34 protein-coding genes are annotated in these 26,997 nt (G+C 38.1%); 1 reads left to right on the plus strand and 33 read right to left on the minus strand.

Annotated features, from left to right (window positions below):
* Positions 1–3: 3 nt before the first annotated feature.
* The 14 genes from phoU to ACYQ1N_RS00585 all read right to left on the minus strand — a co-directional run bounded on the left by phoU (position 4) and on the right by ACYQ1N_RS00585 (position 13,836).
* Positions 4–645, minus strand: a complete 642-nt coding sequence (gene phoU / locus ACYQ1N_RS00520) for a phosphate signaling complex protein PhoU (protein ID WP_459831440.1) — start codon at positions 643–645, stop codon at positions 4–6.
* A gap of 2 nt (positions 646–647) precedes the next feature.
* Positions 648–1,403, minus strand: a complete 756-nt coding sequence (pstB, locus tag ACYQ1N_RS00525; protein WP_459831442.1) for a phosphate ABC transporter ATP-binding protein PstB — start codon at positions 1,401–1,403, stop codon at positions 648–650.
* Entirely contained in the window at positions 1,400–2,242 is an 843-nt protein-coding gene (gene pstA, locus ACYQ1N_RS00530; protein ID WP_459831445.1) for a phosphate ABC transporter permease PstA, read from the minus strand. The genes pstB and pstA overlap by 4 nt, the downstream gene beginning before the upstream one ends.
* A gap of 1 nt (position 2,243) precedes the next feature.
* Positions 2,244–3,116: a phosphate ABC transporter permease subunit PstC gene (gene pstC / locus ACYQ1N_RS00535; protein WP_459831447.1), complete on the minus strand. Its 873-nt coding sequence runs from the start codon at positions 3,114–3,116 to the stop codon at positions 2,244–2,246.
* Positions 3,117–3,171: 55 nt separating this feature from the next.
* A complete protein-coding gene (locus ACYQ1N_RS00540; protein ID WP_459831450.1) occupies positions 3,172–4,005 on the minus strand; it encodes a phosphate ABC transporter substrate-binding protein in 834 nt (277 codons plus the stop codon).
* A 189-nt stretch (positions 4,006–4,194) separates the two neighbouring features.
* Entirely contained in the window at positions 4,195–5,403 is a 1,209-nt protein-coding gene (locus ACYQ1N_RS00545) for a nucleotide sugar dehydrogenase (protein ID WP_459831453.1), read from the minus strand.
* A gap of 63 nt (positions 5,404–5,466) precedes the next feature.
* Positions 5,467–6,738: an ABC transporter ATP-binding protein gene (locus ACYQ1N_RS00550; RefSeq protein ID WP_459831456.1), complete on the minus strand. Its 1,272-nt coding sequence runs from the start codon at positions 6,736–6,738 to the stop codon at positions 5,467–5,469.
* A gap of 27 nt (positions 6,739–6,765) precedes the next feature.
* Positions 6,766–7,542, minus strand: a complete 777-nt coding sequence (locus ACYQ1N_RS00555) for an ABC transporter permease (protein ID WP_459831459.1) — start codon at positions 7,540–7,542, stop codon at positions 6,766–6,768.
* Between the two features lie 26 nt (positions 7,543–7,568).
* Complete coding sequence (locus ACYQ1N_RS00560; protein ID WP_459831461.1) at positions 7,569–8,867, minus strand: glycosyltransferase family 4 protein; 1,299 nt, start codon at positions 8,865–8,867, stop codon at positions 7,569–7,571.
* A 34-nt stretch (positions 8,868–8,901) separates the two neighbouring features.
* A complete protein-coding gene (locus ACYQ1N_RS00565; RefSeq protein WP_459831464.1) occupies positions 8,902–9,981 on the minus strand; it encodes a glycosyltransferase family 4 protein in 1,080 nt (359 codons plus the stop codon).
* Between the two features lie 500 nt (positions 9,982–10,481).
* On the minus strand, positions 10,482–11,231 hold the full coding sequence (locus tag ACYQ1N_RS00570) for a DUF4198 domain-containing protein (RefSeq protein ID WP_459831466.1): 750 nt from the start codon (positions 11,229–11,231) through the stop codon (positions 10,482–10,484).
* 124 nt (positions 11,232–11,355) lie between these two features.
* Entirely contained in the window at positions 11,356–11,826 is a 471-nt protein-coding gene (locus tag ACYQ1N_RS00575) for a GtrA family protein (protein WP_459831469.1), read from the minus strand.
* Between the two features lie 53 nt (positions 11,827–11,879).
* Complete coding sequence (gene truA, locus ACYQ1N_RS00580) at positions 11,880–12,866, minus strand: tRNA pseudouridine(38-40) synthase TruA (protein ID WP_459831472.1); 987 nt, start codon at positions 12,864–12,866, stop codon at positions 11,880–11,882.
* Between the two features lie 160 nt (positions 12,867–13,026).
* Positions 13,027–13,836, minus strand: coding sequence for an energy-coupling factor transporter transmembrane component T family protein (locus ACYQ1N_RS00585; RefSeq protein ID WP_459831475.1), 810 nt, complete (start codon positions 13,834–13,836; stop codon positions 13,027–13,029).
* Between the two features lie 425 nt (positions 13,837–14,261).
* On the opposite strand from ACYQ1N_RS00585, the gene ACYQ1N_RS00590 reads away from it, so the two are divergent.
* Complete coding sequence (locus ACYQ1N_RS00590) at positions 14,262–15,173, plus strand: magnesium transporter CorA family protein (protein ID WP_459831478.1); 912 nt, start codon at positions 14,262–14,264, stop codon at positions 15,171–15,173.
* A 96-nt stretch (positions 15,174–15,269) separates the two neighbouring features.
* Here ACYQ1N_RS00590 and ACYQ1N_RS00595 read toward each other — a convergent pair whose 3' ends face one another.
* The 19 genes from ACYQ1N_RS00595 to rpsE form a co-directional block, all read right to left on the minus strand.
* The gene (locus ACYQ1N_RS00595; RefSeq protein WP_459831479.1) at positions 15,270–15,518 is read right to left on the minus strand and encodes a heavy-metal-associated domain-containing protein; all 249 of its coding nucleotides are present in this window, start codon (positions 15,516–15,518) and stop codon (positions 15,270–15,272) included.
* A 10-nt stretch (positions 15,519–15,528) separates the two neighbouring features.
* Entirely contained in the window at positions 15,529–15,951 is a 423-nt protein-coding gene (locus ACYQ1N_RS00600; protein ID WP_459831481.1) for a flavodoxin, read from the minus strand.
* Positions 15,952–16,013: 62 nt separating this feature from the next.
* Complete coding sequence (locus ACYQ1N_RS00605) at positions 16,014–16,613, minus strand: DUF3793 family protein (protein WP_459831482.1); 600 nt, start codon at positions 16,611–16,613, stop codon at positions 16,014–16,016.
* 500 nt (positions 16,614–17,113) lie between these two features.
* Positions 17,114–17,860: a hypothetical protein gene (locus ACYQ1N_RS00610; RefSeq protein WP_459831484.1), complete on the minus strand. Its 747-nt coding sequence runs from the start codon at positions 17,858–17,860 to the stop codon at positions 17,114–17,116.
* Positions 17,861–17,883: 23 nt separating this feature from the next.
* A complete protein-coding gene (locus tag ACYQ1N_RS00615; RefSeq protein WP_459831487.1) occupies positions 17,884–18,759 on the minus strand; it encodes an energy-coupling factor transporter ATPase in 876 nt (291 codons plus the stop codon).
* A 69-nt stretch (positions 18,760–18,828) separates the two neighbouring features.
* On the minus strand, positions 18,829–19,686 hold the full coding sequence (locus ACYQ1N_RS00620) for an energy-coupling factor transporter ATPase (RefSeq protein ID WP_459831490.1): 858 nt from the start codon (positions 19,684–19,686) through the stop codon (positions 18,829–18,831).
* Between the two features lie 195 nt (positions 19,687–19,881).
* Entirely contained in the window at positions 19,882–20,418 is a 537-nt protein-coding gene (gene rplQ / locus ACYQ1N_RS00625) for a 50S ribosomal protein L17 (protein ID WP_459831492.1), read from the minus strand.
* A gap of 64 nt (positions 20,419–20,482) precedes the next feature.
* The gene (locus ACYQ1N_RS00630) at positions 20,483–21,451 is read right to left on the minus strand and encodes a DNA-directed RNA polymerase subunit alpha (protein WP_459831494.1); all 969 of its coding nucleotides are present in this window, start codon (positions 21,449–21,451) and stop codon (positions 20,483–20,485) included.
* Between the two features lie 39 nt (positions 21,452–21,490).
* Positions 21,491–22,084, minus strand: coding sequence for a 30S ribosomal protein S4 (gene rpsD / locus ACYQ1N_RS00635; RefSeq protein ID WP_459831497.1), 594 nt, complete (start codon positions 22,082–22,084; stop codon positions 21,491–21,493).
* 21 nt (positions 22,085–22,105) lie between these two features.
* Positions 22,106–22,501 carry a 30S ribosomal protein S11 gene (gene rpsK, locus ACYQ1N_RS00640; RefSeq protein WP_177956122.1) on the minus strand — a complete coding sequence of 132 codons (396 nt, stop codon included), beginning with the start codon at positions 22,499–22,501 and terminating at the stop codon, positions 22,106–22,108.
* Positions 22,502–22,522: 21 nt separating this feature from the next.
* Entirely contained in the window at positions 22,523–22,897 is a 375-nt protein-coding gene (gene rpsM, locus ACYQ1N_RS00645) for a 30S ribosomal protein S13 (RefSeq protein WP_177956123.1), read from the minus strand.
* A gap of 240 nt (positions 22,898–23,137) precedes the next feature.
* Positions 23,138–23,251 (minus strand): 50S ribosomal protein L36, encoded by a 114-nt coding sequence (gene rpmJ, locus ACYQ1N_RS00650; RefSeq protein ID WP_177956124.1) that lies wholly within the window; start codon positions 23,249–23,251, stop codon positions 23,138–23,140.
* 68 nt (positions 23,252–23,319) lie between these two features.
* A complete protein-coding gene (gene infA / locus ACYQ1N_RS00655) occupies positions 23,320–23,538 on the minus strand; it encodes a translation initiation factor IF-1 (RefSeq protein WP_459831502.1) in 219 nt (72 codons plus the stop codon).
* Entirely contained in the window at positions 23,538–23,843 is a 306-nt protein-coding gene (locus ACYQ1N_RS00660; RefSeq protein WP_459831505.1) for a KOW domain-containing RNA-binding protein, read from the minus strand. The genes infA and ACYQ1N_RS00660 overlap by 1 nt, the downstream gene beginning before the upstream one ends.
* Positions 23,843–24,490, minus strand: a complete 648-nt coding sequence (locus ACYQ1N_RS00665) for an adenylate kinase (RefSeq protein ID WP_459831507.1) — start codon at positions 24,488–24,490, stop codon at positions 23,843–23,845. Before ACYQ1N_RS00665 ends, ACYQ1N_RS00660 begins: the two co-directional genes overlap by 1 nt.
* The gene (gene secY / locus ACYQ1N_RS00670; protein ID WP_459831509.1) at positions 24,491–25,819 is read right to left on the minus strand and encodes a preprotein translocase subunit SecY; all 1,329 of its coding nucleotides are present in this window, start codon (positions 25,817–25,819) and stop codon (positions 24,491–24,493) included.
* Positions 25,819–26,259, minus strand: coding sequence for a 50S ribosomal protein L15 (rplO, locus tag ACYQ1N_RS00675; RefSeq protein WP_459831511.1), 441 nt, complete (start codon positions 26,257–26,259; stop codon positions 25,819–25,821). The genes secY and rplO overlap by 1 nt, the downstream gene beginning before the upstream one ends.
* Positions 26,260–26,281: 22 nt before the next feature.
* Positions 26,282–26,467, minus strand: coding sequence for a 50S ribosomal protein L30 (gene rpmD, locus ACYQ1N_RS00680; protein ID WP_459831514.1), 186 nt, complete (start codon positions 26,465–26,467; stop codon positions 26,282–26,284).
* A gap of 15 nt (positions 26,468–26,482) precedes the next feature.
* Positions 26,483–26,989 carry a 30S ribosomal protein S5 gene (gene rpsE, locus ACYQ1N_RS00685; RefSeq protein ID WP_459831517.1) on the minus strand — a complete coding sequence of 169 codons (507 nt, stop codon included), beginning with the start codon at positions 26,987–26,989 and terminating at the stop codon, positions 26,483–26,485.
* Positions 26,990–26,997: the final 8 nt, after the last annotated feature.

A 26,997-nucleotide genomic window follows, 5' to 3' on the forward strand; every position in this document is an offset into this window, starting at 1 on the left:
TACTTATCCTTTGTGGACACCCGTAACGGAAAACTCAACCCATTCGGCAATATTTACGGCATGATCTCCTATTTTTTCAAAGTATTTGGCAATCATCAGAAGATCCAAAGCGTATTCTCCGTCCGAAGCATTTTCAGATATCATATTGATAAGAGTCTGTTTAACGCGGTCGAACGCATCATCTATAACATCATCATACTCTATAACGGCGTTGGCAAGATCTATATCCTGTCTTACATATGCATCCACGCTTTCGGTCACCATTTTCATGGCGGCTTCCGCCATAATGCGTATGTCGGTGCACTCAACATCTGTTCTTCCGTTTAAGTATGAGATTATATCCGTAATATTTTCAGCCTGATCTCCTATCCTTTCCATATCCGTAATCATCTTAAGCGCCGCGGATATAACACGAAGATCTCTTGCCACGGGTTGCTGCTGGAGAAGAAGCTTTATACAGATGGATTCGATATTCCTTTCCATATGATCAATGTTTTCTCTCAGATTCTTTGCTTTATCGGCACACCCCGTGTCGCCTTCAAGGAGAGCTTTTACCGACAGATAAATAATACTCTCGCATTCCGTGCCCATTTCAATCATTTTTTTATTCAACAGACTAAGCTGTTCATCAAATCTGCTCCTCATAATTAACCAAACCTTCCCGTTATATAATCTTCCGTTCTCTTTTCACTTGGCTGTGAGAATAATTTTTCGGTATCATCAAATTCTATCAACTCGCCGAGAAGGAAGAATGCCGTATTATCTGAAATACGAACAGCCTGTTGCATATTATGAGTTACTATGATTATAGTGTATTCCTTCTTCAGCTGCAATGTAAGCTCTTCTATTCTGGAAGTTGAAATGGGATCAAGCGCCGAAGTAGGTTCATCCATAAGAAGTACTCTCGGACTTACGGCAAGAGCCCTGGCAATACAAAGACGCTGCTGCTGGCCGCCCGAAAGACCGAGTGCGCTTTTCTTAAGCCTGTCCTTTACCTCATCCCAAATTGCCGCATCTCTCAATGCCTTTTCCACGATTTCATTTAACTTTATCTTATTAGTTATTCCATGGGTTCTCGGACCGTATGCTATATTGTCGTATATACTCATCGGAAACGGGTTCGGTCTTTGAAAAACCATACCCACATCACGTCTTAATTCATTTACATCCACATCTTTATCGAATATATTCTTACCTTCGTAGCATACCTCGCCCGTAATTTTAACATTCCCCACAAGGTCGTTCATTCTGTTAAGAGTTTTAAGAAATGTGGACTTACCGCATCCCGAAGGTCCTATTAACGCCGTGATACTCTTTTCCGGTATATTTATGTTTATATTTTTTAAAGCCTCGTTTTCACCGTACCAAAGGCACAGGTCTTTAACCGTTATTATGTCACTCATACTTTTCTCCTTTTGGCAAAATATTTTCCTACTAAAGTTGCCGATAAGTTTATCAATAGCATTAAGATCATGAGTATGGCCGCAATGGCAAATGCAACGCCGAATTCACCTTCCTCTTTTGCGTAAACATAGAGGGCAACCGTTAATGTTGCTCCCGGTGAAGAAAGTCCCGTCAATATACCGTGTATGGCATGAGCAAAACCTGCAGTAAACAGTAATGCTGCGGATTCACCTATAATTCGACCTGCAGACAATATACATCCGGTTATAACTCCGTCAACGCATCCCGGAAGTACAACGGTACGGATAACTCTCCATTTTCCGGCACCGAGGCCGAATGCTCCTTCCCTGTAACTCTGAGGTACGGTCTTAAGACTTTCCTGTGTGGTTCTCATTACCGTAGGCAGATTCATAATAACAAGAGTTAATGAGCCGGCAAGAAGGCTTGTACCGAAATTGTTTGAAAACAGCAGCATTCCCACAAGACCGTATATTATTGAAGGAATACCGGATAATGTCTCCGCGGCATATTCAATTATGGAAACTATTTTTTTATTTTTGGCATATTCCGTAAGATAAATAGCCGCTCCCACGCCAAGCGGAAGTACTATGATAAGGGTTGCAAGCAAAATATATAATGTATTAAGAATATCAGGCAAAATACCTATTCTCTCCGCCGAATAGCTCGGTTTTGTGGAAAGTAATTCCCATGTTATGTTGGGAACTCCCTTCACAAATACATATATAAGTATGAAAAGTACCAATGCCACGGTAATTACTGTTGATACGATCATCAATCCACGCATCGATGCAATATATGATTTTCTTTTTCTGTTCATATCATTTCTCCTTATCTCTTTTCAGAAGAAAATTAAGAGTGGCATTAATAAGCATAATAAATAAGAAAAGCACAAGGGCTATTGAAAACAATGCATTTCTCTGTAAACTTCCGGGGCTTGAATAAGACATCTCACTTGCAACGGCCGTCGTAAGAAAACGCACGCTTCCGAATAATGTAGGCATATTGGCAACATTTCCCGCAACCATAATAACCGCCATTGTCTCGCCGATAGCTCTTCCCACGCCAAGCACCACCGCTGCGGCAATTCCGCTTTTTGCGGCAGGAACCGAAACTCTGAAATATGTCTCCGTTGCTGTTGCTCCGAGGGCCAGCGAACCGTCTTCATATTCCTTAGGAACAGCATCAAGCGCCGTCATCGACATTTTAATAATGTTTGGAAGTATCATTACCGCCAGTACTATAACAGCCGCAAGAAGACTTGCTCCGTCAGACAATTTAAACAATATTCTGATTCCGGGTACGAGAACAAGCATACCCACAAGGCCATATACAACCGACGGAATCCCCGCAAGAAGATCAACGGCAACTCCAACCGCTGCTCTTACCTTTTTATTTGCAACTTTTGATAAAAATACCGCAGTGAAAAATCCGATGGGAACACCTATAACAATGGCTCCCGCCATACCATATACACTTGATAAAATAAAAGGTAAAATTCCGAATTTCGGTTCTGCGGCCGTGGATGCCCATTCCTGACCGAACAGGAAATTAAAGAGTCCGATTTGCGCAATTGCCGGAATTCCCGAAACGATGAGATATATTGTGATTACAAGAACAAATCCCACCGTTATTGTTCCGAGTATAAGAAAAATACCGTGTATGATATTTTCAAATAATTTCTTTTTTTTCATAATATGACCTCAATTTTAATAAGCGACGGAATTTTATTTCCGCCGCTTACAGCTGTTAATTTGCAGGAACCACACCTGCGCCGCTTATAATTTCATTTGCGGATTTTGAAGTAATGTACTCCATAAAGTTCTTAGCATTTTCGGATAATTCTTTATCCTTCATCGTTACAAGTACAAACGGACGTTGTACAACGTAGCTTCCGTCCTTAACCGTTTCTTCCGAAGGAGCAACTCCGTTAACTTTAAGTGCCTTTACGTTATCTTTAACCGCAGATAATGATGCATATCCTATTGCGGAAGGATTGCTTGCCACCGTGGCAATAACATCACCCGTTGAAGTTAATTCCTGACGATATTTACACTTATCTTTTGTATATGTGATAGATTCAAATCCGTCTCTTGTACCGCTTCCCGCTTCACGACCGATGAGTACTATTTCCGAGTCATTTCCGCCGGCATCTTTCCAGTTACTGATTTCACCTGTGTAAATTTTTGTAATAGTATCCAAACTCATATCCGATACCGGATTTTCAGGGTTAACGATTATTGCAATACCGTCAAGTGCAAGAGTTGTTTCCTGAAGACCTTTCGCCTTCTCCTCATCCTTTAATGAACGGCTTGAAAGTCCGATATCGCATCTTCCTTCCTGCACTGCCTGAATACCGGATCCTGAACCGGTTGCGTTATATGTTACCGTAACGCCTGTGTTTGATTCATATGCTTCGCTTAAAGCTCCGATTACTTTACTCATGGAAGTAGAACCGTCTGTTGTTACGGTGCCTCCCTCTGCCTGCTTTGTTGTGTCAGATGATCCTGCTCCGGCGCCGCAGCCTGCAAATATCGCTCCTACGGATGTTGCTAATACGATTGTACCGATAATCTTTTTCATTTTGTGACTCCTTTGAGATATCCTGAATTTATCTTAACTGATGTCATTAGTTTATTTCACGGCGGTAAAATCCGCATGCATATACATGTAAAATGAATGTAAAATAATTTACGGTTTTTTTATATTTTGCTGTTAATATAAAAAAACAGGGGAATAACCCCTGTTTCTGCATTTATCTCAAATATTGATTTATTCGTTGTGAAATATATCCCGTGTATAAACTTTTTCACATACGTCATCTAAGAAACTGTCATATCTGTTAGTTAAAATTATATCTGACGAACGCTTAAATTTTTCAATATCATTGTCAACCTCGCATCCCAGAATTTTATCTCCCGAGTGTAATGTAGGTTCATAAATTGTTAAATTATAGCCTTCGCCGTGAAGTCTTTTTATTACTCCAAGAATGGATGAGTTTCTGAAATTATCCGAATTGGTTTTCATAACAAGTCTGTATATGCCTATTGTTTTATCCTTGTTATGCTCTAATTTTTTTTGAACCACGTCGGAAATATAATCCTTTCGCGTTCTGTTGCTCAATACGATAGCTTCCATCAGATTTTCCGGAACATCCTGATAGTTGGCAAGAAGCTGCTTAGTGTCCTTCGGAAGGCAATATCCCCCGTATCCGAAAGACGGATTATTGTATCCCGTTCCTATTCTCGGATCAAGGCAGACACCGTTTATTATGTTTTCCGTGTTAATCCCCTTCATTTCCGCATATGTGTCCAGCTCATTGAAAAACGATACTCTCAGGGCAAGATACGTATTGGCAAATAATTTAACGGCCTCCGCCTCGGTGCTCCCCATGATTAAGGTATCAATATTCTCTTTTATTGCGCTTTCCGTAAGCAATTCAACAAATTTTTCGGCACGCCGCTTCAGGCTGTCGTCTCCGAGATCTACCCCGACTATTATTCGGCTTGGATATAAATTATCATACAGAGCTTTGCTTTCTCTTAAAAATTCCGGACTGAATATAATGTCGGCTTTGTATTTTTCTCTTACTCTCTCCGTATACCCCACCGGAATTGTTGATTTGATTACTATTACCGCGTCCTTATTGTATGAAAGCACTGATTCAATAACACTTTCCACTGCGGAAGTATCAAAGAAATTCTTATCCGTATCATAATTTGTAGGAACAGCTACTATAACATAGTCGGCGTTGCTGTATGCATATTCCGCATCCGTTGAAGCAGTTAAATTTAACTCTTTCGTTTTAAGATATTCTTCAATTTCTCTGTCTGCAATAGGTGAGAGCTTTTTGTTGATCATATTGACTTTTTCTTCAACAACATCTACCGCAATAACTTTATTATGCTGTGCCAAAAGAACAGCCAGGCTCATACCGACATATCCTGTTCCGGCAACGGCAATTTTAACTTCATCTGACATACCCTTTTCTCCATAAGTCAATAAATTATAGTACGTATTAATAAAAATGCCATACAGCAAAAATTATATATCCAATTCCCACTCATGATCGAATCTGACAACACCGACATCCGTAAGGTGGGAAACCACATTAAATTCTATTGCATGCCTGTAATAATCAACAGGTATTCCGTCCCCGTATTCAATGGTAATGTCTATCCAATATTTACCCGGTATTAAATTGACATTATTAAATGTAACATTATATCCGCCGTCTTTATCGATATCAAAGTTAGAAAATCTGTCTATTCTGGTATTGGTTCCGTGAACCCATAATCCGTCTCCTCTGAATATTCCGAAACCGAATACCGCATCCTCTATCTTTTGTCTTAATTTATAGCTGAGCTCCATTTTAAAGCTTTCGCCGGTTTCAAAAGTATATTTTTCGTTACCGTCGGAATCCAAAAGAGCTTTTTGCACAAATACCGCTCTTGCATCTCCGCTGTGCTCGCCTTTCATGCTCGGAGGAAATTTATATTTGTCAAATTCATCATCTCCGGTCTTATTTTGCTCGATAATCCAGTTGACATTTTCTTCGTCTAATTTGGCCTGCTGTAATTCATTCATATAATCAAGATATTTAAGATGTACATCCTTGGGTTCCCCGATCATTTCAACATGACCTTCTTTTATCCAAATAGACTTGTCACAAAACAGCTCTATCTGTCCAAGCGAATGAGATACTATAACTATTGTCACTCCGCTTTTTTTTATTTCTCTTAATTTATTAAAGCACTTTGCCTGGAAGTTGGCATCTCCTACAGCGAGAATCTCATCAATAAGGAGCACATCTGCATTTACGTTAATGGCAACCGAAAATGCAAGTCGCATATACATACCCGATGAATATGTTCTGACCGGATTATCTATATATTCTCTAAGCTCCGAGAAATCTATGATATCTTCAATTCTTTCATCTATCTCTTTTTTGGTGAGACCGAAAATAGACGCATTGATGTATATATTCTCTCTTCCGCTCATATCCGGATGGAAGCCCGCTCCGAGCTCTATAAGGCTTGATACTCTTCCTTTTAGTTCTATGCTTCCCGAAGACGGATATATTATTTTTGTCAGCAACTTAAGAGTTGTTGATTTTCCGCACCCGTTCTTGCCTACAAGCCCTACCGCTTCACCTTTTTTTATTGAAAACGAAATATTATCCAAAACTTTTCTTAATTCAAACTTATTACGTTTCCAAAAGAGCATTCGCTCTTTTAATTCATTTCCTTTATCGAAATAAACTTTAAAATGCTTCGACACATTTCTAACTTCGATAGCATTTTCACTTGATTCCATAATATTCTCCCAACAATCCGGTACGCTTTAGAACGTTTCCGCAAAGCCTTTTTGTAATTTATTAAATACAGCCCAGCCTATTATCAGACTGGCAATTCCGACGATTAAAGCATATATCAGGTTAGTCATGTCCGGAAATTGCTTATAATAAAGTATGTCTCTGTATATTTCTATTATAGGTGTCATCGGATTAGCGTAGAATATAAACCTGAGTCTGTCAGGTACAAGGCTGACGTCATACATTACTGGAGTAACATACTGCCATGCCATTGTAATTATTCCGAGAATGTACTGCATATCCCTTAAATATACGGTTATTCCCGACACTATCATTGCGAATCCGAGACAAAGAATATATTGCACCGCCATTACGATCGGCAGTCCCAGCAGTGCAACCGGGTCGATTCCGCGCCCCGAAAATAACGTAACTGCAATTACAACTATAAACGACAGCAACATATTGATAAATGCGCTTGTAACGGTGGATATAGGCAGGACAGCCCTCGGAAAATAAATTTTCTTTATCATGTCCTTCTCATCCAAAACACATCTTGAGCCGTCCGTCAGGCTGGTGGAAAAGAATATCCACGGTATGAGAGCAACAAAGAGAAAAAGGTAATATTGCTCATGTTCACTTCTCATAATTACAGAGAATACCAGTGTATATACAACGAGCTGAAGAAGCGGGTTGATAAATGTCCATAAAAAGCCGAGAACAGAACCTTTGTATCTGCCCCTTAAGTTTTTTCTCACCAGGCTTTTTATCATTTCTCTGTAATTATAAACTTCTCTGATAGGATTCACTTTAATTTCTCCGATTGTATTGTAGTTTATTTACTGTTTTTCAATGCTTTATTATATATGGCATTGATTCTCTTTTTTATTATTTTTCCGACGCTTTCCTTTGAAAGTTGATTGTTGATACTTTTAAGCGCATTATCTCTGATTTTGTTATAGAACTCCCTGTCCGTATAAAGCTTTCTCATGTAACCCGCTGCATGTTCAAAACTTGCTTCCGCCCATTTTGATCCCTCCGGGAAAAGAGGTATGTTCTTTCCGACATTTACAAGTTTATAATTAACCATACATGCCGTTTCTCTGTTCTGAAATTCCACGTTGCCGGACCAGTCGGTGGCAATCGTAGGTGTTCCGAGCATCATGCTTTCCGCAAGCGTAAGTCCGAATCCCTCGGAACGATGCAGGGAAACATATACGTCAACATCTCTTATCATGCTGTTAACTTCAATTTTTTCGTATTCACCGGTTAAGAAATAAACATTATCATAACCTGCGGTCATTCTTTTCAGTTCGTCTATGTCTCCCGTTCTGTGCTTTGAAGGAACAACTTTAATTACAAGTCCGACCGAAGGATCATTTTTCTTAAACGCCTTTTTGAATGCTCTGACAACCGCCTGTGGATTTTTTCTTTCAACAAGAGAATCGGAGGCATACATTGTAAGGAACAGAAATCTGTCCTCCGGCAGGCCGAAATATTTCCTGTCATACTTCTCATCATACGGAGCAGTTACGCTGTGAGGTACGGTAACTACTTTTTTATTGGTATACTTTCTGAATACACTTGAAGCAAATTCGGAAGGAGTCCAAAACTCATCCGCCATACACATATAAGGTATCCACTTTTCAGGCAGCTCCTCTAATTCCCACACCCAATGAGCAATGTTATAATGCCCGCTCCACGGCTTGGGACCGAGCTTTAAATACGCGTTCGGAAAATCGGCGGTGTTAATGTGAAATAAATTAATTCCGTAAGGGTATCCGTCTGTATTTTTATCTTTAAACGGATTCTCCTGAGAAAATCCGTCTTCGCACAAAGAGAATTGATGTGTTGCAAAGGGAATGTTTTGATCTTCCATAACTCCGCCCAAAAGTCTCATGCTCTGACCTATCCCCGTGGCAGACTCAATGTCTCCGACCAGATTGATACCTTTTTTGAATCTGACCGGATTAAACTTTTTCTTCGGCTCGGTCTTAAACTTATGCACGGCCATTTTACCGGTATTGTTAGTCAATATCTCATATATTTTATCTATTATAAATTGCGGCACAAATTTGCCTGCTACCGGTCTTACTTTATGTCCTATATCAAGAATAGTATTGCCTAAATCCATTCCGCTCTCCTAATCTAATCACATAGCCTTAAATTTATCGTATACTCAAAAAGAATTTTTTGAGTTTCTCCCCCAAAACTTCCGGCGCATAACTGTCCAGCACTCTGTTGTATGATGCGACATCCACATTTGCATTATAATTTTCCATGGCGTCCGACAGCGCCTCTACCGTATATTCGCCGGAAATATTAAATCTGTTGACACAATCTCCGACTATTTCGTCATATATGGATAAATCTCCCACTATCACCGGTTTATTAAACTGCATAACCTCAACTACGGGCATTCCGAAACCTTCGGCTTTTGACGGAAATATAAAACAAGAACAATGGGCATAGAGTTCATTCTTCTTCTTTTGTGATACATAGTTCATGTATTCAATATCTCTGCTGAGCTGCATTGCCCTGTATACCTGATTTCTGATATATTTATCGTTCAGCTTTCCCGCAAGAAGAAGATTTTTTTCTCCCCCGCGCTTTTTATAGAGGGCATATGCTGCAAGAAGTATATCTACACCCTTTCTCTTTTCCATATTCCCCACATACAGAAAATATCCGTCATCCCTAATCTCAGGAACATTCTTTATTCGGTCGACGATTATATGTGTTACCATGCTCTTTTTTGTTTTTGCTTCAGGATAGAATCTCACGGTCTGCTTTTTTGTTTCCGTTGAATTATAAAGGATGCAGTCGGCGTGAGAAACGGTGCTTTTCATAAAATGTTTAAAGTACATGCCGTATACTCTTCCCACATCACCTGCATGTGTAATCGGAAACATATCATGTATGGTAACAACGGTCTTGAATTTACCCTTTAACTTTCTCGGAATCAGATTGTTAACTTCCCAAAATACGTCCGGCTTGATTATATTCAGCTGTTTTTGAATAAATCCGAAGTATGAAAATACTTCGTATGTTTTTACAGGCTTGCCGTAGGCAATTATTTTCATCCCCATCTTGGAACAGCTCTTTATGTATTCACTTTTTGTGACATCGGTTATAAGACAGATATCAAATTCTTTATATTTTACAAGTTCTTTCAGAAAATCGAAAAGATACATTCCTATACCGCTTGGTTTTGAACCGAGCGTTCTGGCATCTATGGCAATCTTCATATATAAATCCTCATTAATCATCCGTAATAATTGAATATTAAATTCTAATATCTAAATTATACATTATATATCTAATATTTGTTAATTACAAATAATGTTTTAAAGCCGCTGTTCGGCAAAAATATATGCTGGTTCTAATAAAAAATTTTCTTTTGGCACTTTTTAATACCATATAAGAAACATATAATACAAACATAAATTATAAATAACTTGAAACGACATTTAGTAACAGTCTCAATTAATTAATGTCTGAATAAATGCAAACAAACCTTGTCTTGTCTATATTAATATGTTTCGCATGTAACCAAGTTTAATTATGATTTAGCAAATTAATAAAAAGTGTAAATGTGTTAACAGAGCCACCGGCATATACCGGTGGCTCTGTTAGCGTTTTGAATATTAATTTTATAATAAGTTTGAACCGCTGCCGATACCTCGCATATAGATGCATATCGAACTTTCATCGGTTGTATGTTAATTTATCGATCCCCGGATGCTTATCAATGCTCCGCATCATGTTCTTTTACTCTGAAACAGTGAGTGGCCGTATATCTTGTATCATCATACGGATCTGATTCATTTGCCGGAACGGTATATCTGGCGATAATATCATAAACTCCTGCTTTTTCAGGTGTAAATTTCAAAATTCCGTCTTCTCCTATAACGGCTTTTTTAATCTCCTGACCTTCTTTTCCGTCATAAATAATAATTACGTCATCCGTACTCTGTGGCTTTCCTTCGGTTTTAAGAACAAATGTAAGTTCATTGCCTACCACATATTTAGGGTTAACCGGAAGAAGCGAAGTAGGAAGAGGTGCATCAAAGACATTTGTGTCGCCGCTGTGTCCCACGGAAATGCAGTTGCTGTAACTCTGTACATATCTTCCCACGCTTATTGCATCAGGATGAGCTTCTCTTGTACCCTTCTTCCATACATTGTCCGGATATTCGGCATAGCAGTTATCATATACTCCTGAAAAAATATACATTCCTTCCCTGTCGGTATCCGTGGAAAGCTGAACATATTCTTCACCCGTTTCTTCTGTTTCTACGGGATATACATCACCCTTTGGACCGAAGGCCTTAATATCCAATTCAAAAAGTCTTGGAAGTCCGTCCCTTTTCATGTCATGTCCCCAGTTGAACTTTGTAAGAATGGTATCTCCCGCATGATAATGAAATAAATAATCTTCAAGCCATCCCTCATGTCCGTAAACCAACTTATCCGTAGTATCTTTAATTTTAGCCATTACATTACTCCTTCGTCGTTTTTATACAATGTATTGTCACACAAATACCGAATCCAGTATAACCCACCTCAGAGGATATGTATATAAAAATCAGCCTCCCCGGCTTCAGGTTAAAAATTTCGGATTATTCTGAATCATTAAGAACATTACCCTCTGTATTTTTTGCATTCCTTCTCTTTTTTCTTGCGTTGAAAACAAATAATTTACTTAAAAAATAATTTGCGGCCATAACCACTATTTGCACAATAATCTTCGCCCACTTATCATTCATGCCGATAAGTGTAACAAGAATAAACATCAAAGCCATATCCATGAGCAAGGTTACAACTCTTGAGCCGTAAAACTTGGCGGCTTCTTTTAACATATTTTTCTCTTTGCTCTTAAACACAAACTTTCTGTTTGTAAAATATGCAAACGTAACGGCCGCTACCCATGATATTACATTTGCTGCCTGCAGCAATATTGCATCATTTGGATCCAATACCGTAAGCACAAGGCCGTAATAAACCCCCATACTCACAACTGTTGTGAGTACGCCTACGATGAGATAACTGATAATCTCACCATAGTTACTTTTCAATTTTTTTAAAGACATTTTTCCTACCTGACAAAACATTTTTTAAAATAACTGTTGGTATTATACTCTTGTTAAATCATAAAATCTATATTAATAAGAGACAATCCCTGAGGAGGAGCTGTCTGGCCGCTGTATGTCCTGTCTGTTTTTTGAAGCATCTTTGAAACGGTTTCGGGTTTAAACCGTCCCTTCCCCACATCTACAAGTGTTCCGGTAATTATTCTTACCATGTTATAGAGAAATCCGTCACCTTTTATTCGTATTGTTATCTTCTTCCCTTCAAATGTATGATTGTATGCAAGTTCATAAACATCATATTCTTCGTTTGCAAATATATCCTCATCCGGTTCGCAAATTTTTCCGCCGTCACCGAGCATAGGGCTGTTACCGTCACCTTCATCGGCATAAACCTGATCATCCCTGCACGAAAAATCTGTTTCACAGCCGTATTCGTCAAATTCATCATAAGGATAAAAATCATCTCTTAAATGTTCTTCAACTATATCTATGGAAAAAACGGTCCTAACGGTACTCTTTGCCTGTGTATTTACGGAGCAAAAACTTTTAAAATCATGTGGACCTATCAGGTATGAAGCTGCCTTTCTCATTTTTTCTATATCCAGTCTGTACGGAATATGCCATGCATAATCACTGTATAAAGGAACGGGAAATCTGCTGTTAATAAGAGTATATTCATATGTTTTTTCAGTATCGCAACGTCTTGGATGAAAATCTAATGGTATAATGCTTGATCCCACTACGCTTATATCGCTCGGCAATACCGTATTAACGGCATACGCCCACTTCTCCCCCGGAATATTCATATCCGTATCAAATACCGCAACATTTCCCAACGCATGAACTCCCGCATCTGTTCTGCTGGCACCCGTTACTTCAATTTCCTTGCCGGCAATCTGACTTATGGCTTTCTCAAGCTCTCCTTCTATGGTTGCTTTCCCCGGCTGTCTCTGCCAACCGCAATAATTTTTTCCGTTATATGAAACTATTAACATTACACGTTTTAATTTTTTATTTGCTTTTTCTTTTTTTCCGGCCATTTCCATATCCTTTGTTAATTGTCTTTTTATATGAAGCATGCAACACATTTTACCATATTTATACAAAACGGAGAGAATAAACATCCTCTCCGTATATTTATTATTTAAGCCGTATATAATATTTTATCTTAAATACCCTAATGCCATATTAAAAACAGCATTACCAGACAGGTAAAAATATTCTCAATAAAATAACAACCGCCAAATATATAAATAGTATAATATATCCCGCATAATCTGACGGCTTGTGCTTTAGCGGTTTCATTTTCGTCCTTCCCTCAGACCCCCTGTAACATCTTGCATCCATTGCAAGTGAAAGCTCATTTGCCCTCATAAATGCAGAAACAAACAAGGGTACAAGGAGAGGAATAAGAGCTTTTGCCCTTTTAATCAGATTTCCTGATTCAAAGTCCGCGCCTCTCGCCATTTGAGCTTTTCTTATTTTTTGCATTTCATCCGATAAAATCGGTATAAATCTCAAAGCAATTGACATCATCATGGCAATTTCATGCACAGGCATCTTAATGACTTTCAAAAAACCAAGACCGCTTTCCAGACCGTCCGTTATGGAATTCGGTGATGTCGTGAGAGTAAGGTAAGCCGACCCCGCAATCAGATATGCCAATCTGCAAGCCATAAAAACCGCTACATATATACCTTTGTCAGTAATATTAAATATCCACCATCCGCAAAGAATGTTTCCGGGAGTCATAAATATATTAAAAGCGGCACTTATTATGATTAAAGGCAAAATAGGCTTTATGCTTTTTAAAATAATCCCGAACGGAACCTTTGACAAAACTCCGACCATCACCAAAAAAGCGGTCGCCGGTATGAACATGACGAATGTGTCTCCGATGAAAAGCGATGCTATGTATATTACCAACGCAAGCAGCTTTACTCTCGGATCGAGCCTGTGTACAGGTGAATCAACGGGATAGTATTGTCCCAGGGTTACATCTTTAAACATTTATCGTTCTCCGTATTTAAGTTTTTCACTTAAAAAAATTACGTTATGGTTTATAATTCGATCTTATTAAAAACAACGTTTTTTATTATATAATAATATAATACTACGGTCAAAATGCATATTAGGTATATTTATTCCGAATAATGCACCTCAGTGTCAATCCTATGTAAAATAATTAAAAAACCGATTATAAAACTTGAACCATTATCGGTTGCATAGTATATTTAATAATTGATATAAAAACGGGTTGGGGTACAACCTTAGATTATACCTGCCTCTTTGATGTATAGTAAAACATCGCATCGGCATGCGTATAATAAATAAAATAAGGAAAGGTAATGTATATAACTTTCTACAATACGTGTGCCGCATCAGAATAATACGGCAAATGTATTGTTCTATATTTTATATACCAGGGTATTCGAATGATATTTACATTAAGTGAAAACCTCAAGGAAATAGAAGAATTCGAGCTTAATCAATACACAAACGGAAATGTGTTTTTGACAGACACGGAACACTGCGAAGAATATATGCATCTCGCCGAAATGGAATATGAAGGTGAGATAAGACTCTCAGAAGTGGGTTTTACAAGGATTGAGTCACAACAGGAATGTTTGTACGGATCCTTATTTATACCTAAACTCTCTGACATACTCGGCCCCCGTTATAAAATAATATTCTTTGTAAACGGTGAAAATGTCGTTTTGATAGACGATACCAACTTTTCATATCGCCTTATTCAAAGAATAAAAAAAAGAAAAAATCTTTCGGATATGACTAAGGAACGTTTTTTATGCTTTTTTCTCACTCAATTTATGAGAAGAGATCAACAGGTCCTTACAAGATATGAACGTAAGCTTATGCAAATGGAGGAAGATCTTGCCGAAGGCAATATCGAAGATTTCCAGGAACAGCTTATGCCTATCCGAAGAGAACTTTTAACTCTGCGCACGTATTACGATGAAGTAATGGATATGGGTAAAGAGCTTGAAGAAAACGAAAACTATTTTTTCCCTCACGATCAGGTTAAATACCTTGGTACCATTCCTGACAGGGCAGACAGACTTATGAGTAAAACCTCTCATATTATTAACTACGCACAGCTTGTACGGGACGCATATCAATCCGAAATGGATAAAAAGCAAAACTCAAGTATGGGTGTACTTACTGTTGTTTCCGCCATTTTCATGCCTCTTAACCTTATTACCGGATGGTTCGGAATGAATTTTGTAAATATGCCGGGATTGGAAAACGGATATCCGTTTATTATCGGTCTTTGCGTTGCAGTCGTTGTATTCATGATAATACTTTTCAAAAAAAAGAAACTTTTGTAAATACAAAAGACCGGTTTTATAAAAATATAAGCCCGCCGAAAGGCGGGCTTATTGTATGACAATTATTTTTTAAATGTTTAAAAACAGTCGAAAATATTATTTACCGAACAGTCTCTTTTTCTCATACGGTTCTTCGGTTATCTCTAAAATATCGTATCCTGTTTTATTAATTTCATTTTTCAGCTTTGAATAATCCATGCTGTCATCAGATATTATTACTGTTTCTCCTTTTTTATGAGATGAGCTTACCTTTTTTACCTTAAATTCTCTTCTGATTACATCATTAATATGTGATTCACACATTCCGCAGGACATTCCGTCGATTTTTAAAACAGTCTTTATCATATTACATTCCTCAGCCTGCCAAAGCAGCTCCGAGAGAGACGCAGTCTTCCTCAGAGTCTGCAGGTTCATAATTAACGATAACGCTGTCATGAACAAGTATGGCTCCCAATGCTTTACATTCCTCTGTCCATGCGTCCATCCATTCTCCGCTGCCCCATCCGTATGATCCGAATAAAGCTATCTTTTTTCCCGAAAGTTTATTCTTGCACTCATTGAACATCGGCTCAAATTCCGTTTCTTCAAGCACTTCGTCTCCCATTGAAGGGCATCCGAATGCAATGGCGTCATATTCATCCGCCATATCGGCTTTAAAATCTGCCGATGTATATACATCAGCCTCTTTTCCCGACTTTCTTGCACTCTCAGCAATCTGAGCGGCCATTTTTTCGGTATTGCCCGTACCGCTCCAATATACTACGGCAACTTTACCCATATAAACCTCCATATATCAAAATCTTAATATTATATGATTCCCGATTTACGCTTAATCCGGATTTATGCGGCAACCGCTAACTGCAAAGCGGTTTTTCCCGACATGTACAGTTTTTTATATAATTCTCTGCATTTATCAAATTTTAAAAACATCTTCTTTGCATTTTCCGCATCATGGTATACCTTCCACCATCCGGAACATAAGCAATTGCTTCCTTTGTTTTTAACAAATCCTATCACATCTTTGGGAGGATACCCTAAAAAGGCACCTATTTCATGTGGGAAATCTCCGTTTTCAGTCATTCTCTCTTTCAGTTGCCTTAAAACCGTATTTATACCGCCCTTAGAATAGCCTAATTCATCGAGCAAATTGTCTAAGTCGGGATTTTTTAAATCATTTTTTAATTTATCTTCCCTGAATACATAAATAAGAGCGTTGGTACCGGTACTTTTAAGAACCGTTAAGGATACCTTCTTCGGTTTTAAAATATTTTTCATATTTTGAATTTCCGCATTCATTTTCGATTCAGACGAAAATTTTATTCTGAACATCCCTCCTGTTTTCATTCCCGCAAGGGTTGGCGCGCAGTATTCAATAATATATCTGTCAAGACATTGAGAGTATTTAATCGGGGATACATGTTTCGCATTTTCATATACCATTTATATGTCCTTCCTTCAATATTATTAATACCGTGTGTTATCATCATTATTTAAAAATCAATCTTTTACCGTATGGCTCTTTCCCGTGTCAATTTTTACTTTACATTAACCGTAAATATTAATTTTGTGTTGTTTCCGTTAATTATGATTTTATACCGTTAAATACTTATGCGTTACGGACTGACTGTTCCGCCTTGCAATAAGCCGTAAAATCATTTTGCTTTTAATTTCTAAATTCTTATTGTTATAATTAATTATCGGGTTGTATATCGGCTGTACCGATATGTTAGCAATAGCTAACTAATGTTTCTGAGAAAAAGGAGCGGCTTAAGTATGCCGCCCCCTTAATTAAGTAGGCTTTTGTGTTTTTATAAAATGTTTGTTTTGTTATACAGTTATTAAGAAATAAACTTAGTAAGAGCACATGTAGTTAGGGGGTGCTAACTACATGGTTTACTTTAACATGTCGGCAATATTTTGTAAACCCCTTTTTTAAAAAATTACCTATTGCTAACTCTTATTTTTGTTTTAACGGCAACATCACCGTTTTCCTTGTATACCGTTACAAAATATATATTTTTATCTTCGGATGATTTTCCTTTATATATCCTGACCTCTTCACCCTCAAAACATTGATTCATAAAATGAATTTCAAAATCCGATATCATATTTTCTTTATAGAATGAACCGTCAAATACATCAATAACTAAATCAACATACTTTAAATTCGTCATGTGCTCGTTGCTGTCTAAATCCGTATACCTTACTTTGTGAGAATAAACATACATTTCATCATCTTGTGCTAAGGCTTTAAATTTACTTACAGGTCCGGACATGGCTTTTCTTGGTTCCATAAATCCGTCCGGTAGGTCTATTCTCTCCAATTTATCTATTTTAAGTTTTTTTCTGTCAAATGCACACGCTTCGGCTCTTGCGGAAGCCACAACTTCACCGTCTCTTAAAAAATCTGTTGAAAAGTATGTAATAATTTGTGATTTTGGCTTTTCAAGCCATGTTTCCGACACGATATTGCTCCTGATATCAATATCTCTGTATACATGAACCACATATTTTGTATAAATACAATTAACTCCGTATTTTTCAAACAGCTCGTCGTTGCTTCTGTTAATTCCGTTCATCAAAACCGTACAAGCATCAAGGAAACAGCTCAGGTAACCTTTTAAGCTGATTAAACCGTTGCGGTCGGAATCTCTGAATGAAGGTAAAAAATCCTCTCTTAATATCATGTTTATCTATTCGGTAAAATAATTTACGTTAATCCTTTCACTTTATTTTTATATTCCGACAATGCCCTTTTTATTGTCTCCACCGCATCATCTATTCTTATAACACTTGTATCGACATTTAAGCCAATCTTTTCAAGGTCACGCAGGATATAGGTGATTTGCGGCGCGGACAGGTGTATGGCTTCAAGTTCCTCTGTCATCCTGAATATATTTACCGGTGTATCGTCGTACATAATCCTACCGTCATTTATAACTATTATTCTGTTAACATATTCAGCCACATCATCCATGCTGTGTGAAACGAGTATTATACTTGTCTCACGCTCCCGGTTAAGCCTCCTTACAACACTTAAAATTTCATCTCTGCCTTTAGGATCCAAACCGGCCGTAGGCTCATCAAGAATCAATATTTCGGGTTCCATTGCCAATACTCCGGCAATGGCCGCCCTTCTTTTTTGACCTCCCGAAAGCTCAAAAGGGGAATGCTGCCAATACTTTTCTTCAAGTCCCACAATATTAAGTGCATTTTCCGCTCTGAGCTTTGACTCTTCCTCCGATAATCCAAGATTTTTGGGTCCGAAACAAACATCCTTTAATACGGTTGTTTCAAATAATTGATACTCCGGATATTGAAATACAATACCTATATGAGAACGAAATTCTATTCTTGAAAACCCCTTTTCATGTATATTATTTCCGTTCCAGGTCACCCTGCCCGACGTCGGAGTAAGCAAGCCGTTAAATGTCTGTATAAGTGTGGACTTTCCGGAACCGGTATGTCCTATCAGCCCAATAAACTCATTCTCTTTTATACTCAGATTTATATTATCAAGCGCTCTTTTTTCAAAATTTGTACCTTTGTTATAGTCATAACATAAATCTTCAACTTTTAATTCCATAACATACCTACAATCACATCCATATTGCCGTATCGCAATTTATATATCATTAACTTCCGATTTGTCTTCTCATCGAATAATGTTTTCTATTGCATCAATCAGTTCACCCTCGGTTATTATACCGTCTTTTAAATCTATGCCTTCACTTTTAAGTTTGTGCGCAAGGCTTGCGGCTACCGGCACATCCAGTCGCAACTGTTTTATTGTATCAATATTTGAAAAAATAAATCTCGGCGATCCGTCCAAAACCACTCTTCCCTTTTCCATTACAAAGACATGGTCAACATCAGTTACTTCTTCCATATAATGTGTAATCAAAATAATGGTAACGCCCTTTTCTCTGTTTAGTTCGTGTAATATTTTTAAAACGTCTTTCCTTCCCTTAGGATCTAACATCGCCGTCGGTTCATCCAATATAATGCATTTCGGCTCCATTGCAAGAATACCCGCAATGGCCACTCTTTGTTTCTGTCCGCCTGAGAGCCTGTTGGGAGAACTATCCTTATATGCGTACATTCCGACGTCTTTTAACGCCTTCTCGACTCTGACCCATATTTCTTCCGTGGGTACACCTATATTCTCCGGTCCGAAACCGACTTCCTCATCCACAACGGATGCAACGATTTGGTTATCCGGATTTTGAAATACCATTCCGGCTGTTTTTCTGATGTCAAACTTAAGCGAATCGTCCGTAGTATTCATTTTGTCAATATATACCGTTCCTTCTTTGGGAACAAGCAGTGCGTTAAGATGCTTGGCAAATGTGGACTTTCCGGAACCATTGCCTCCCAAAACCGCAATAAACGAACCCGCTTCCACATTTACAGAAACTCCGTCAAGCGCATTTACCGTATCAATTACATTGCCTTCGCTGTCGTGCTTTGTATATTGATATTTTATATTTTCCGTATTTACGATATTTTCCATAACAATAATCCTTTTTTTATACTTATGGTAGTATAGCATAAAATTAATCAATCTGAATTGTAAAATATATGAGGATAATGTTTATTTTAATAACCTCTTATTATAAAAAACATATAATATTTGTTTTAATACAAAGCAGTAAATAAAAAAGGAATGTGACCGAAATATGATCACATTCCCTCTCAAATACGAAAATTATACTAATTCAAGGATAACTTCCATAGCGCCGTCACCGCGACGAGGACCAACCTTGATTATACGTGTGTAACCACCTTTTCTCTCTTTGTATCTTGGTGCGATATCATCGAAGAGCTTGTTTGTTAAGTCAACACGCTTTGTATTACGCTTCTTACCTGCTGCTTCCTTAGGAACTTCGGTAACAACATAAAGTACCTTGTTCATCTGCTTTCTTGCAGCAAGCTTTGTAGCTGAGTCTCTCTTAACTTCCTTTTCCACGGTATCGTACAGATATACTGTCTTACCGTCAACAACTTCCTTAAGTCTCTTGCCGTTTGCATCTTTCTTTGCAACCTTAGCGGCAACAGTAACTGTTTCAAAGTTGTCAGCTTCACGAACTGCAAGTGCAATGAGTTTCTCAACCTGCTTCTGAACTTCCTTAGCTCTTGCAAGAGTAGTTACAATCTTGTCGTTTTGGATTAAAGCTGTAACCTGATTTCTTATAAGAGCCTTACGAGCTGCAGAATCCTTGCCAAGCTTTCTATATTTAGCCATTATTCCTCCAATCATAACGGGTGCGTACATGCACATATGGTCTTATTGTACGCCGTTATTAACTTTATTCACTATCTTTTCTCAGACTGAGTCCCATGGCTTCAAGTCTTTCATGTACTTCAACGAGAGACTTGTTACCGAGATTTCTTATTTTCATCATTTCTGATTCAGTCTTATTACATAAATCTTCAACAGTATTGATACCTGCACGTTTTAAGCAATTGAACGAACGAACACTGAGCTCCATATCTTCAATTTTCATTGAAAGAATCTCTGATGTATCAGGTGTTTCTTCGACAACCACATCTTCAATAATCTCAACCGCATCCGAAAGATCAATGAATACACTTAATTGATCTCTTAATGTCTTAGCGGAAAGGCTGAGAGCATCTTCAGGTGTGATTGATCCGTTAGTAGTTATATCCAGAGTTAATTTGTCAAGGTCTATATCATGACCCACACGTGTATTTGTTACAGACATATTAACCCTTTCAATCGGAGTATAAATAGAATCTATCGAAATAACTCCAACCGGCAGATCATCTGACTTATTCTTTTCAGCACTTATATATCCACGTCCGTTGCTGACAGAAAGATCCATATATAACTTACTGTCCGGAGTATTGAGATGAGCTATAACAAGGTCTGGATTAATAATCTCATAATCCGGTCCTATTTGAATGTCCGAAGCATGAACAATTCCTTCTCCTTCAAACTCAATACGCGCAGTTGTAGGCTCATTAATCTGAGCTACATTCTTTATAACAAGTTGTTTAATATTCATGATTATCTCTGATACATCTTCATGTACCCCGGGGATTGAACTGAATTCGTGAAGAACCCCTTCAATTTTAATACCGGTAACTGATGTACCAGACAAAGAAGAAAGCATTATTCTTCTAAGTGAACTTCCTAGTGTAAGTCCGTAACCACGTTCAAGCGGCTCAACAACAAACGTTGCTGTTTTTTCATCCGTAGACTCACTAACTTTCTCGATCTTTGGAACCTTAAAACTGAAGTCTGTGTTCACCATCTGATTTGTTCCTCCTTATGAAAATCAATTAACAACCAATTACTTAGAATATAACTCGACAATAAGCATCTCATCTACAGGAACATCAATTGCTTCTCTTGTAGGTAATGAAAGAACCTTACCTGTAAATGTTTCTTTGTTTGATTCAAGCCATTCAGGAACTAATCTTCCGCCTGCAATTTCAGAAATTGCCTTATACTGTGCTGAAGTTCTCTTATCCTCTTTGATTGAAATTGTATCACCGGCTTCAATTAAATATGAAGGAATATTAATGCACTTACCGTTAACAAGAACATGCTTATGATCTACAATCTGTCTTGCTTCTCTTCTTGTTCTTGCAAATCCCAATCTGAATATTACGTTATCAAGTCTGCTTTCAAGGATAGTCATAAGGTTTTCACCTGTCATACCCTTCATTCTTTCAGCTTTCTTATAGTAATTACGGAAAGGTTTCTCAAGAACACCGTAAATGAACTTTGCTTTCTGCTTTTCTCTTAACTGTAAGCCGTAATCGCTTAACTTTCTGCCTGCATTAAGAGCTTTTCTTTTAGATTTCTTGTCAAGACCTAAATATGAAGGATCCATGTCAAGAGATCTACATCTTTTTATAACCGGAACTCTATTAACTGCCATTGTACTACACTTCTCCCTTCATTAAACTCTTCTACGCTTTGGTGGACGACATCCGTTATGTGGAACAGGTGTAACATCCTTAATGCTTGTTACGGTAAGACCTGCTGTCTGAAGCGCACGAATAGCTGCTTCTCTTCCTGAACCCGGACCTTTAACCATAACATCTACGTACTTTAAACCATGAATGAGTGCAGCCTTTGTTGCTGTCTCTGCAGCTGTCTGAGCAGCATAAGGTGTTGACTTCTTGGAACCTCTGAATCCTAAGCCGCCGGCACTTGCCCATGAAAGAGCATTACCCTGTGTATCTGTAATTGTTACAATTGTATTATTGAAAGAAGACTGAATATGTGCCTGTCCTCTTTCTATATTTTTCTTAACATGCTTTTTGGTCACTTTTTTTGTATTTCTTGGTGCCATTATTACATCTCCTATATTTAATTATTTCTTCTTGTTCGCTACTGTCTTCTTAGGACCCTTACAAGTTCTTGCGTTAGTCTTGGTTTTCTGTCCTCTGACAGGAAGTCCTTTTCTGTGACGAATTCCTCTGTAGCAGCCGATTTCTCTTAATCTCTTGATATTCATGGCGATCTCTCTTCTAAGATCACCTTCAATTAAATTCTCTGAGTCAGATTCAACGTAATCACGGATGCGGTTTACCTCTTCATCTGTGAGATCTTTAACACGAGTGCTTGGGTCAACACCTGTTTCCGCTAAGATCTTAGTTGCTCTTGCTCTACCGATACCATAAATATATGTAAGACCGATTTCAATACGTTTTTCTCTAGGTAAATCTACACCTGAAATACGAGCCATGTATTTATTTCCTCCATTTAAAATTTAATAACATAAAAACAATAGTTACGAAAATATATAGCTCGTCTTTCGACGCCTGAAATGTGTATATATCCTCTATAACTAAAAAAATTTATAAGATAGCTATTCCTCATACGAGTTTCGCTCAGCCGCTAATTAATTGATATGTTTGACAGACAATAATAATGACGGTTTGTCCGCCAAAACGAACATGAAATAATTCTTAAAATATAGTGAGAATTATCCCTGTCTCTGTTTGTGTTTTGGGTTTTCACAGATTACTCTGATAACGCCCTTTCTTTTAATGACTTTGCATTTTTCACAAATAGGTTTAACTGATGATCTTACCTTCACTGCAAAATCCTCCTTTCAGACAAGTCCGTTTAGTAGTGTATCATAAATGAACTTCCATTGACAAGTACTTATTTGTCTCGCCAAATTATTCTTCCCTTGGTCAAATCATACGGGGACATTTCCAATGTCACCTTGTCACCAGGAAGAATACGAATGTAATTCATTCTGAGTTTTCCGCTTATGTGAGCAAGTATTTCGTGACCGTTTTCCAGTTCAACCCGAAACATTGCGTTAGGGAGCTTTTCAAGTACCGTCCCCTCTAATTCAATTGAATCTGATTTTGCCATTAGGCGTCCTCCTTATCTTCGGAGTATTTACAAAGGGTCTTCCTTATGACCTCGTCACTCAGACGACCCTTTGCATCTCCTCCTTCAAGACCATACATTTGCTCAAGTATAAGTTCATTCTTATGTTTATTAATTTGCAAATGTTTTAATTTCTTTTTCTTAGGATTGTTAATTGTTCTGTTTTTACCATTTGCAAGAAAAGCATATTCACCGTTACATTCTATAATAATGTAAGTTTCACCTTTATCATGTCCTGCAAGTGAATAAGCAAAACAACCGGATAATTCGTTGAAATCTTTATTCATTATTCATTTCCGACAATTTTACAGATTGAATCAAATACGGTATCCATATCCTGAGTTCCGTCCACCGTATATAAGATTCCTTTTTCCGTGTAATACTTAAGTAAAGGCTCTGTTTGAGTATGATATACGTCAAGTCTGTTTTTTACCGTTTCTTCTTTGTCATCATCTCTCAAAATTAATTCACCGTTACATGTATCACATACATTTTCCACCTTAGGAGGATTATGTACTATATGATATGTTGCTCCGCAGTTCAAACATGCTCTTCTGCCTGACATTCTGCTGATTATGTTATCATCCGGAACTTCAACATCTATTGCGTAGTCGAGTTTGTCGTTAACACCGTTCAATGCTTTATCAAGTTCCTCAGCCTGAGGGATTGTTCTTGGAAAACCGTCAAGTACATATCCGTTAACACAGTCGTCCTGAGCAAATCTGTCCATAATCAACTCAATAACAAGTTCATCCGGAACAAGTTCACCTTTGTCCATGTAGGACTTAGCCTTCTCACCGAGCGGAGTATTATTTTTAATATTTGCTCTGAAAATATCTCCTGTCGAAATATGCGGAACGGAGAACTTAGCGGCAATCCTCTTTGCCTGCGTTCCCTTTCCGGCGCCGGGAGCTCCCAACATTACAATCTTCATTTATGATTCCTCCTTTAAGAAACCTTTGTAGTGTTTCTTTCTCATCATAGCTTCAATCTGATTCAACGTTTCAAGCGTTACACTGACAATAATAATCATTGATGTTCCGCCGAAAGAAACGGAGGCACCGAATATACCCGAAAACACAATAGGTATTACGGAAATAATGCTCAGTCCTATCGCACCGATAAATACAGTTGATTTCACTACATTAGCAAGGAAATCGCTTGTAGGTGTTCCCGGAAGAACTCCCGGTATAACACCGCTTGATCTTCTGAGATTGTCGGATATCTCCAGCGGATTAAATGTAATATTAGTGTAGAAATAAGCAAAAGCAAATATTAACGCAATATATCCGGCAAGTCCGATTGTATACTTCCAATCTGACGGATTAAGCCAATTAGTCATTATAAGGTAATTCATCCATTCAGGAGTGTCACTTACAAATATCCTGACTATAATCACCGGAAACTGCATTATTGACGAAGCAAATATTACCGGCATAACGCCTGCTGTATTTACCTTCAAAGGTATATGAGTGGTTCTGTTACCGAATGTCCTTCTACCCACCATTTTCTGAGAGTATGAAACAGGTATCCTTCTTTCCGTATCCTGAATAACACACACAAGAAGAATCAATAAAACAACCACAGCTGCTATGATTGCCGTATTAATGATATTTTGCGGCATCTGTTTACCGGCTATAAACTGAGAATGTAAACCAATAAAGTCCGTTGGTAAACCGGCAATAATATTAAACAAAAGGATCATTGAAATACCGTTGCCGATACCGTGTTCTGCAATTCTGTCACCAAGCCACATGAGAGCTGTCGCACCTGCTATCATTGCAAAAATAACAAGTAAAATCGAAAGGAAGTAAGTCGGATATGACATTGTATCCGAGTTAAGTATAAGACCTCTTCTGCCAAATCCTATTCCCATCGCAACCGCCTCAACTATGGCAAGTATTAATGAAAGCACCTTAGTTATCTTTTGTATTCTTTTTCGTCCATCCTCACCCTCACGCTGCATTTCTTCCAGTCTCGGAAATGCAATGGTAAGAAGTTGAATAATAATGGAGGATGTAATGTACGGAGTTATTCCTAATGCAAAAAGTGATAACTGTGAAAACGATCCACCCGTAAACATGTTAAGGTAATTTAGACTTCCGCCGCCAAGAGAATCCAGCATATTTCCAAAATATGAAGTGTCTACTCCTGGTATGGGTATTAGGCACCCTAATCTAACGATTACTAGGATGCCTAATGTATAAAAGATACGTTTTCTCACTTCAGCATTTAAAAAAGCTCTGCCTAGTGTACGTAACATTAAATCACCTCGCAAGTACCACCTGCTGCAGTAATCTTTTCTTCTGCAGATTTGCTGAATGCATTAACCTTTACCGTAAGCTTCTTTGTGAGCTCACCGTCACCGAGAATCTTAACACCGTCACGAGGGTTCTTAACGATTCCGGCTTCAATAAGTGTTTCAACCGTAACTTCTGTACCGTTCTCAAATACATCTAACTTAGATACATTGATTCCGATAATTTCCTTATGGTTGTAGTTCTTGAAACCTCTCTTTGGGATTCTTCTGTATAAAGGCATCTGTCCGCCTTCGAATCCAAGTCTTGTAGAACCGCCTGAACGAGCCTTCTGACCTTTATGTCCTCTGCCGGCTGTCTTGCCGTTACCTGATGAATGTCCGCGACCTACTCTTGAACCATTGGATACGGCACCGTCATTTGGCTTAAGGTTTGATAAATCCATGACTAACCTCCTTCTTCTAATATTAGATTTCTTCAACTTTGAGCATGTAGCCGATCTGCTGGATCTGACCTCTTGTGGATGCATTATCCGGAAGCTCAACAGTCTTATTTACTTTATTAAGTCCCATAGCTTCTACAGTTTTTCTGTGCTTAGGAACCGCACCTATTGGAGATTTTACTAAAGTAATCTTTAATTTCTTATCTGCCATCTGTCCTGCCTCCAATTATCTTAAAATATCTTCTACCGACTTATCACGATTCTTTGCAATTTCTTCAGGTGTCTTAAGAGCAGCCAAACCTTCAAGAACAGCTAATACAACATTCTGCTTGTTGTTTGAACCGAGAGACTTGGTACGAATATTTCTAATGCCGGCAAGCTCAAGAGTAGCACGAGCAGGACCTCCGGCGATGATACCGGTACCTTCAGGTGCTCTCTTAAGAAGAACGTTGGCGCCACAGAATTTACCGATAAAATCATGTGGAATTGAACCATTTTCATCTAAAGGAACAGTAACTAAATTCTTAATTGCAGCTTCCTTACCTTTACGGATTGCTTCAGGGATTTCAGCTGACTTGCCTACACCTGCGCCTACGTGGCCGTTTCCGTCACCAACAACAACAAGAGCAGAGAAACGCATATTACGTCCACCCTTAACAACCTTTGTTACTCTCTTAATAGCAACAACACGATCATTAAATTCTACTTGACTTGCATCAAATTTTTCTTTCATTGTATTCT

Source organism: Howardella ureilytica (assembly GCF_054657495.1).

Excerpts from the sequence above, each read along its gene's own strand:
- ACYQ1N_RS00660 (WP_459831505.1), bottom strand. The coding sequence starts at position 23,843 with ATGAATAAAGATTTCAACGAATTATCCGGTTGTTTTGCTTATTCACTT.
- ACYQ1N_RS00545 (WP_459831453.1), bottom strand. The coding sequence starts at position 5,403 with ATGTCAGATGAAGTTAAAATTGCCGTTGCCGGAACAGGATATGTCGGT.
- rpsD (WP_459831497.1), bottom strand. The coding sequence starts at position 22,084 with ATGGCAGTTAATAGAGTTCCGGTTATAAAAAGATGTAGATCTCTTGAC.
- ACYQ1N_RS00605 (WP_459831482.1), bottom strand. The coding sequence starts at position 16,613 with ATGGTATATGAAAATGCGAAACATGTATCCCCGATTAAATACTCTCAA.
- ACYQ1N_RS00615 (WP_459831487.1), bottom strand. The coding sequence starts at position 18,759 with ATGGAATTAAAAGTTGAAGATTTATGTTATGACTATAACAAAGGTACA.
- rpsE (WP_459831517.1), bottom strand. The coding sequence starts at position 26,989 with ATGAAAGAAAAATTTGATGCAAGTCAAGTAGAATTTAATGATCGTGTT.
- rpsK (WP_177956122.1), bottom strand. The coding sequence starts at position 22,501 with ATGGCACCAAGAAATACAAAAAAAGTGACCAAAAAGCATGTTAAGAAA.
- rpsM (WP_177956123.1), bottom strand. The coding sequence starts at position 22,897 with ATGGCTCGTATTTCAGGTGTAGATTTACCTAGAGAAAAACGTATTGAA.
- infA (WP_459831502.1), bottom strand. The coding sequence starts at position 23,538 with ATGGCAAAATCAGATTCAATTGAATTAGAGGGGACGGTACTTGAAAAG.
- ACYQ1N_RS00665 (WP_459831507.1), bottom strand. The coding sequence starts at position 24,490 with ATGAAGATTGTAATGTTGGGAGCTCCCGGCGCCGGAAAGGGAACGCAG.
- ACYQ1N_RS00585 (WP_459831475.1), bottom strand. The coding sequence starts at position 13,836 with ATGTTTAAAGATGTAACCCTGGGACAATACTATCCCGTTGATTCACCT.
- pstB (WP_459831442.1), bottom strand. The coding sequence starts at position 1,403 with ATGAGTGACATAATAACGGTTAAAGACCTGTGCCTTTGGTACGGTGAA.
- ACYQ1N_RS00570 (WP_459831466.1), bottom strand. The coding sequence starts at position 11,231 with ATGGCTAAAATTAAAGATACTACGGATAAGTTGGTTTACGGACATGAG.
- truA (WP_459831472.1), bottom strand. The coding sequence starts at position 12,866 with ATGGCCGGAAAAAAAGAAAAAGCAAATAAAAAATTAAAACGTGTAATG.
- ACYQ1N_RS00540 (WP_459831450.1), bottom strand. The coding sequence starts at position 4,005 with ATGAAAAAGATTATCGGTACAATCGTATTAGCAACATCCGTAGGAGCG.
- secY (WP_459831509.1), bottom strand. The coding sequence starts at position 25,819 with ATGTTACGTACACTAGGCAGAGCTTTTTTAAATGCTGAAGTGAGAAAA.
- pstC (WP_459831447.1), bottom strand. The coding sequence starts at position 3,116 with ATGAAAAAAAAGAAATTATTTGAAAATATCATACACGGTATTTTTCTT.
- ACYQ1N_RS00610 (WP_459831484.1), bottom strand. The coding sequence starts at position 17,860 with ATGATATTAAGAGAGGATTTTTTACCTTCATTCAGAGATTCCGACCGC.
- ACYQ1N_RS00620 (WP_459831490.1), bottom strand. The coding sequence starts at position 19,686 with ATGGAAAATATCGTAAATACGGAAAATATAAAATATCAATATACAAAG.
- ACYQ1N_RS00560 (WP_459831461.1), bottom strand. The coding sequence starts at position 8,867 with ATGGATTTAGGCAATACTATTCTTGATATAGGACATAAAGTAAGACCG.
- ACYQ1N_RS00630 (WP_459831494.1), bottom strand. The coding sequence starts at position 21,451 with ATGGTGAACACAGACTTCAGTTTTAAGGTTCCAAAGATCGAGAAAGTT.
- pstA (WP_459831445.1), bottom strand. The coding sequence starts at position 2,242 with ATGAACAGAAAAAGAAAATCATATATTGCATCGATGCGTGGATTGATG.
- ACYQ1N_RS00550 (WP_459831456.1), bottom strand. The coding sequence starts at position 6,738 with ATGGAATCAAGTGAAAATGCTATCGAAGTTAGAAATGTGTCGAAGCAT.
- phoU (WP_459831440.1), bottom strand. The coding sequence starts at position 645 with ATGAGGAGCAGATTTGATGAACAGCTTAGTCTGTTGAATAAAAAAATG.
- ACYQ1N_RS00565 (WP_459831464.1), bottom strand. The coding sequence starts at position 9,981 with ATGAAGATTGCCATAGATGCCAGAACGCTCGGTTCAAAACCAAGCGGT.
- ACYQ1N_RS00600 (WP_459831481.1), bottom strand. The coding sequence starts at position 15,951 with ATGGGTAAAGTTGCCGTAGTATATTGGAGCGGTACGGGCAATACCGAA.
- ACYQ1N_RS00590 (WP_459831478.1), top strand. The coding sequence starts at position 14,262 with ATGATATTTACATTAAGTGAAAACCTCAAGGAAATAGAAGAATTCGAG.
- rplO (WP_459831511.1), bottom strand. The coding sequence starts at position 26,259 with ATGGATTTATCAAACCTTAAGCCAAATGACGGTGCCGTATCCAATGGT.
- rpmD (WP_459831514.1), bottom strand. The coding sequence starts at position 26,467 with ATGGCAGATAAGAAATTAAAGATTACTTTAGTAAAATCTCCAATAGGT.
- ACYQ1N_RS00575 (WP_459831469.1), bottom strand. The coding sequence starts at position 11,826 with ATGTCTTTAAAAAAATTGAAAAGTAACTATGGTGAGATTATCAGTTAT.
- ACYQ1N_RS00595 (WP_459831479.1), bottom strand. The coding sequence starts at position 15,518 with ATGATAAAGACTGTTTTAAAAATCGACGGAATGTCCTGCGGAATGTGT.
- rplQ (WP_459831492.1), bottom strand. The coding sequence starts at position 20,418 with ATGGCTAAATATAGAAAGCTTGGCAAGGATTCTGCAGCTCGTAAGGCT.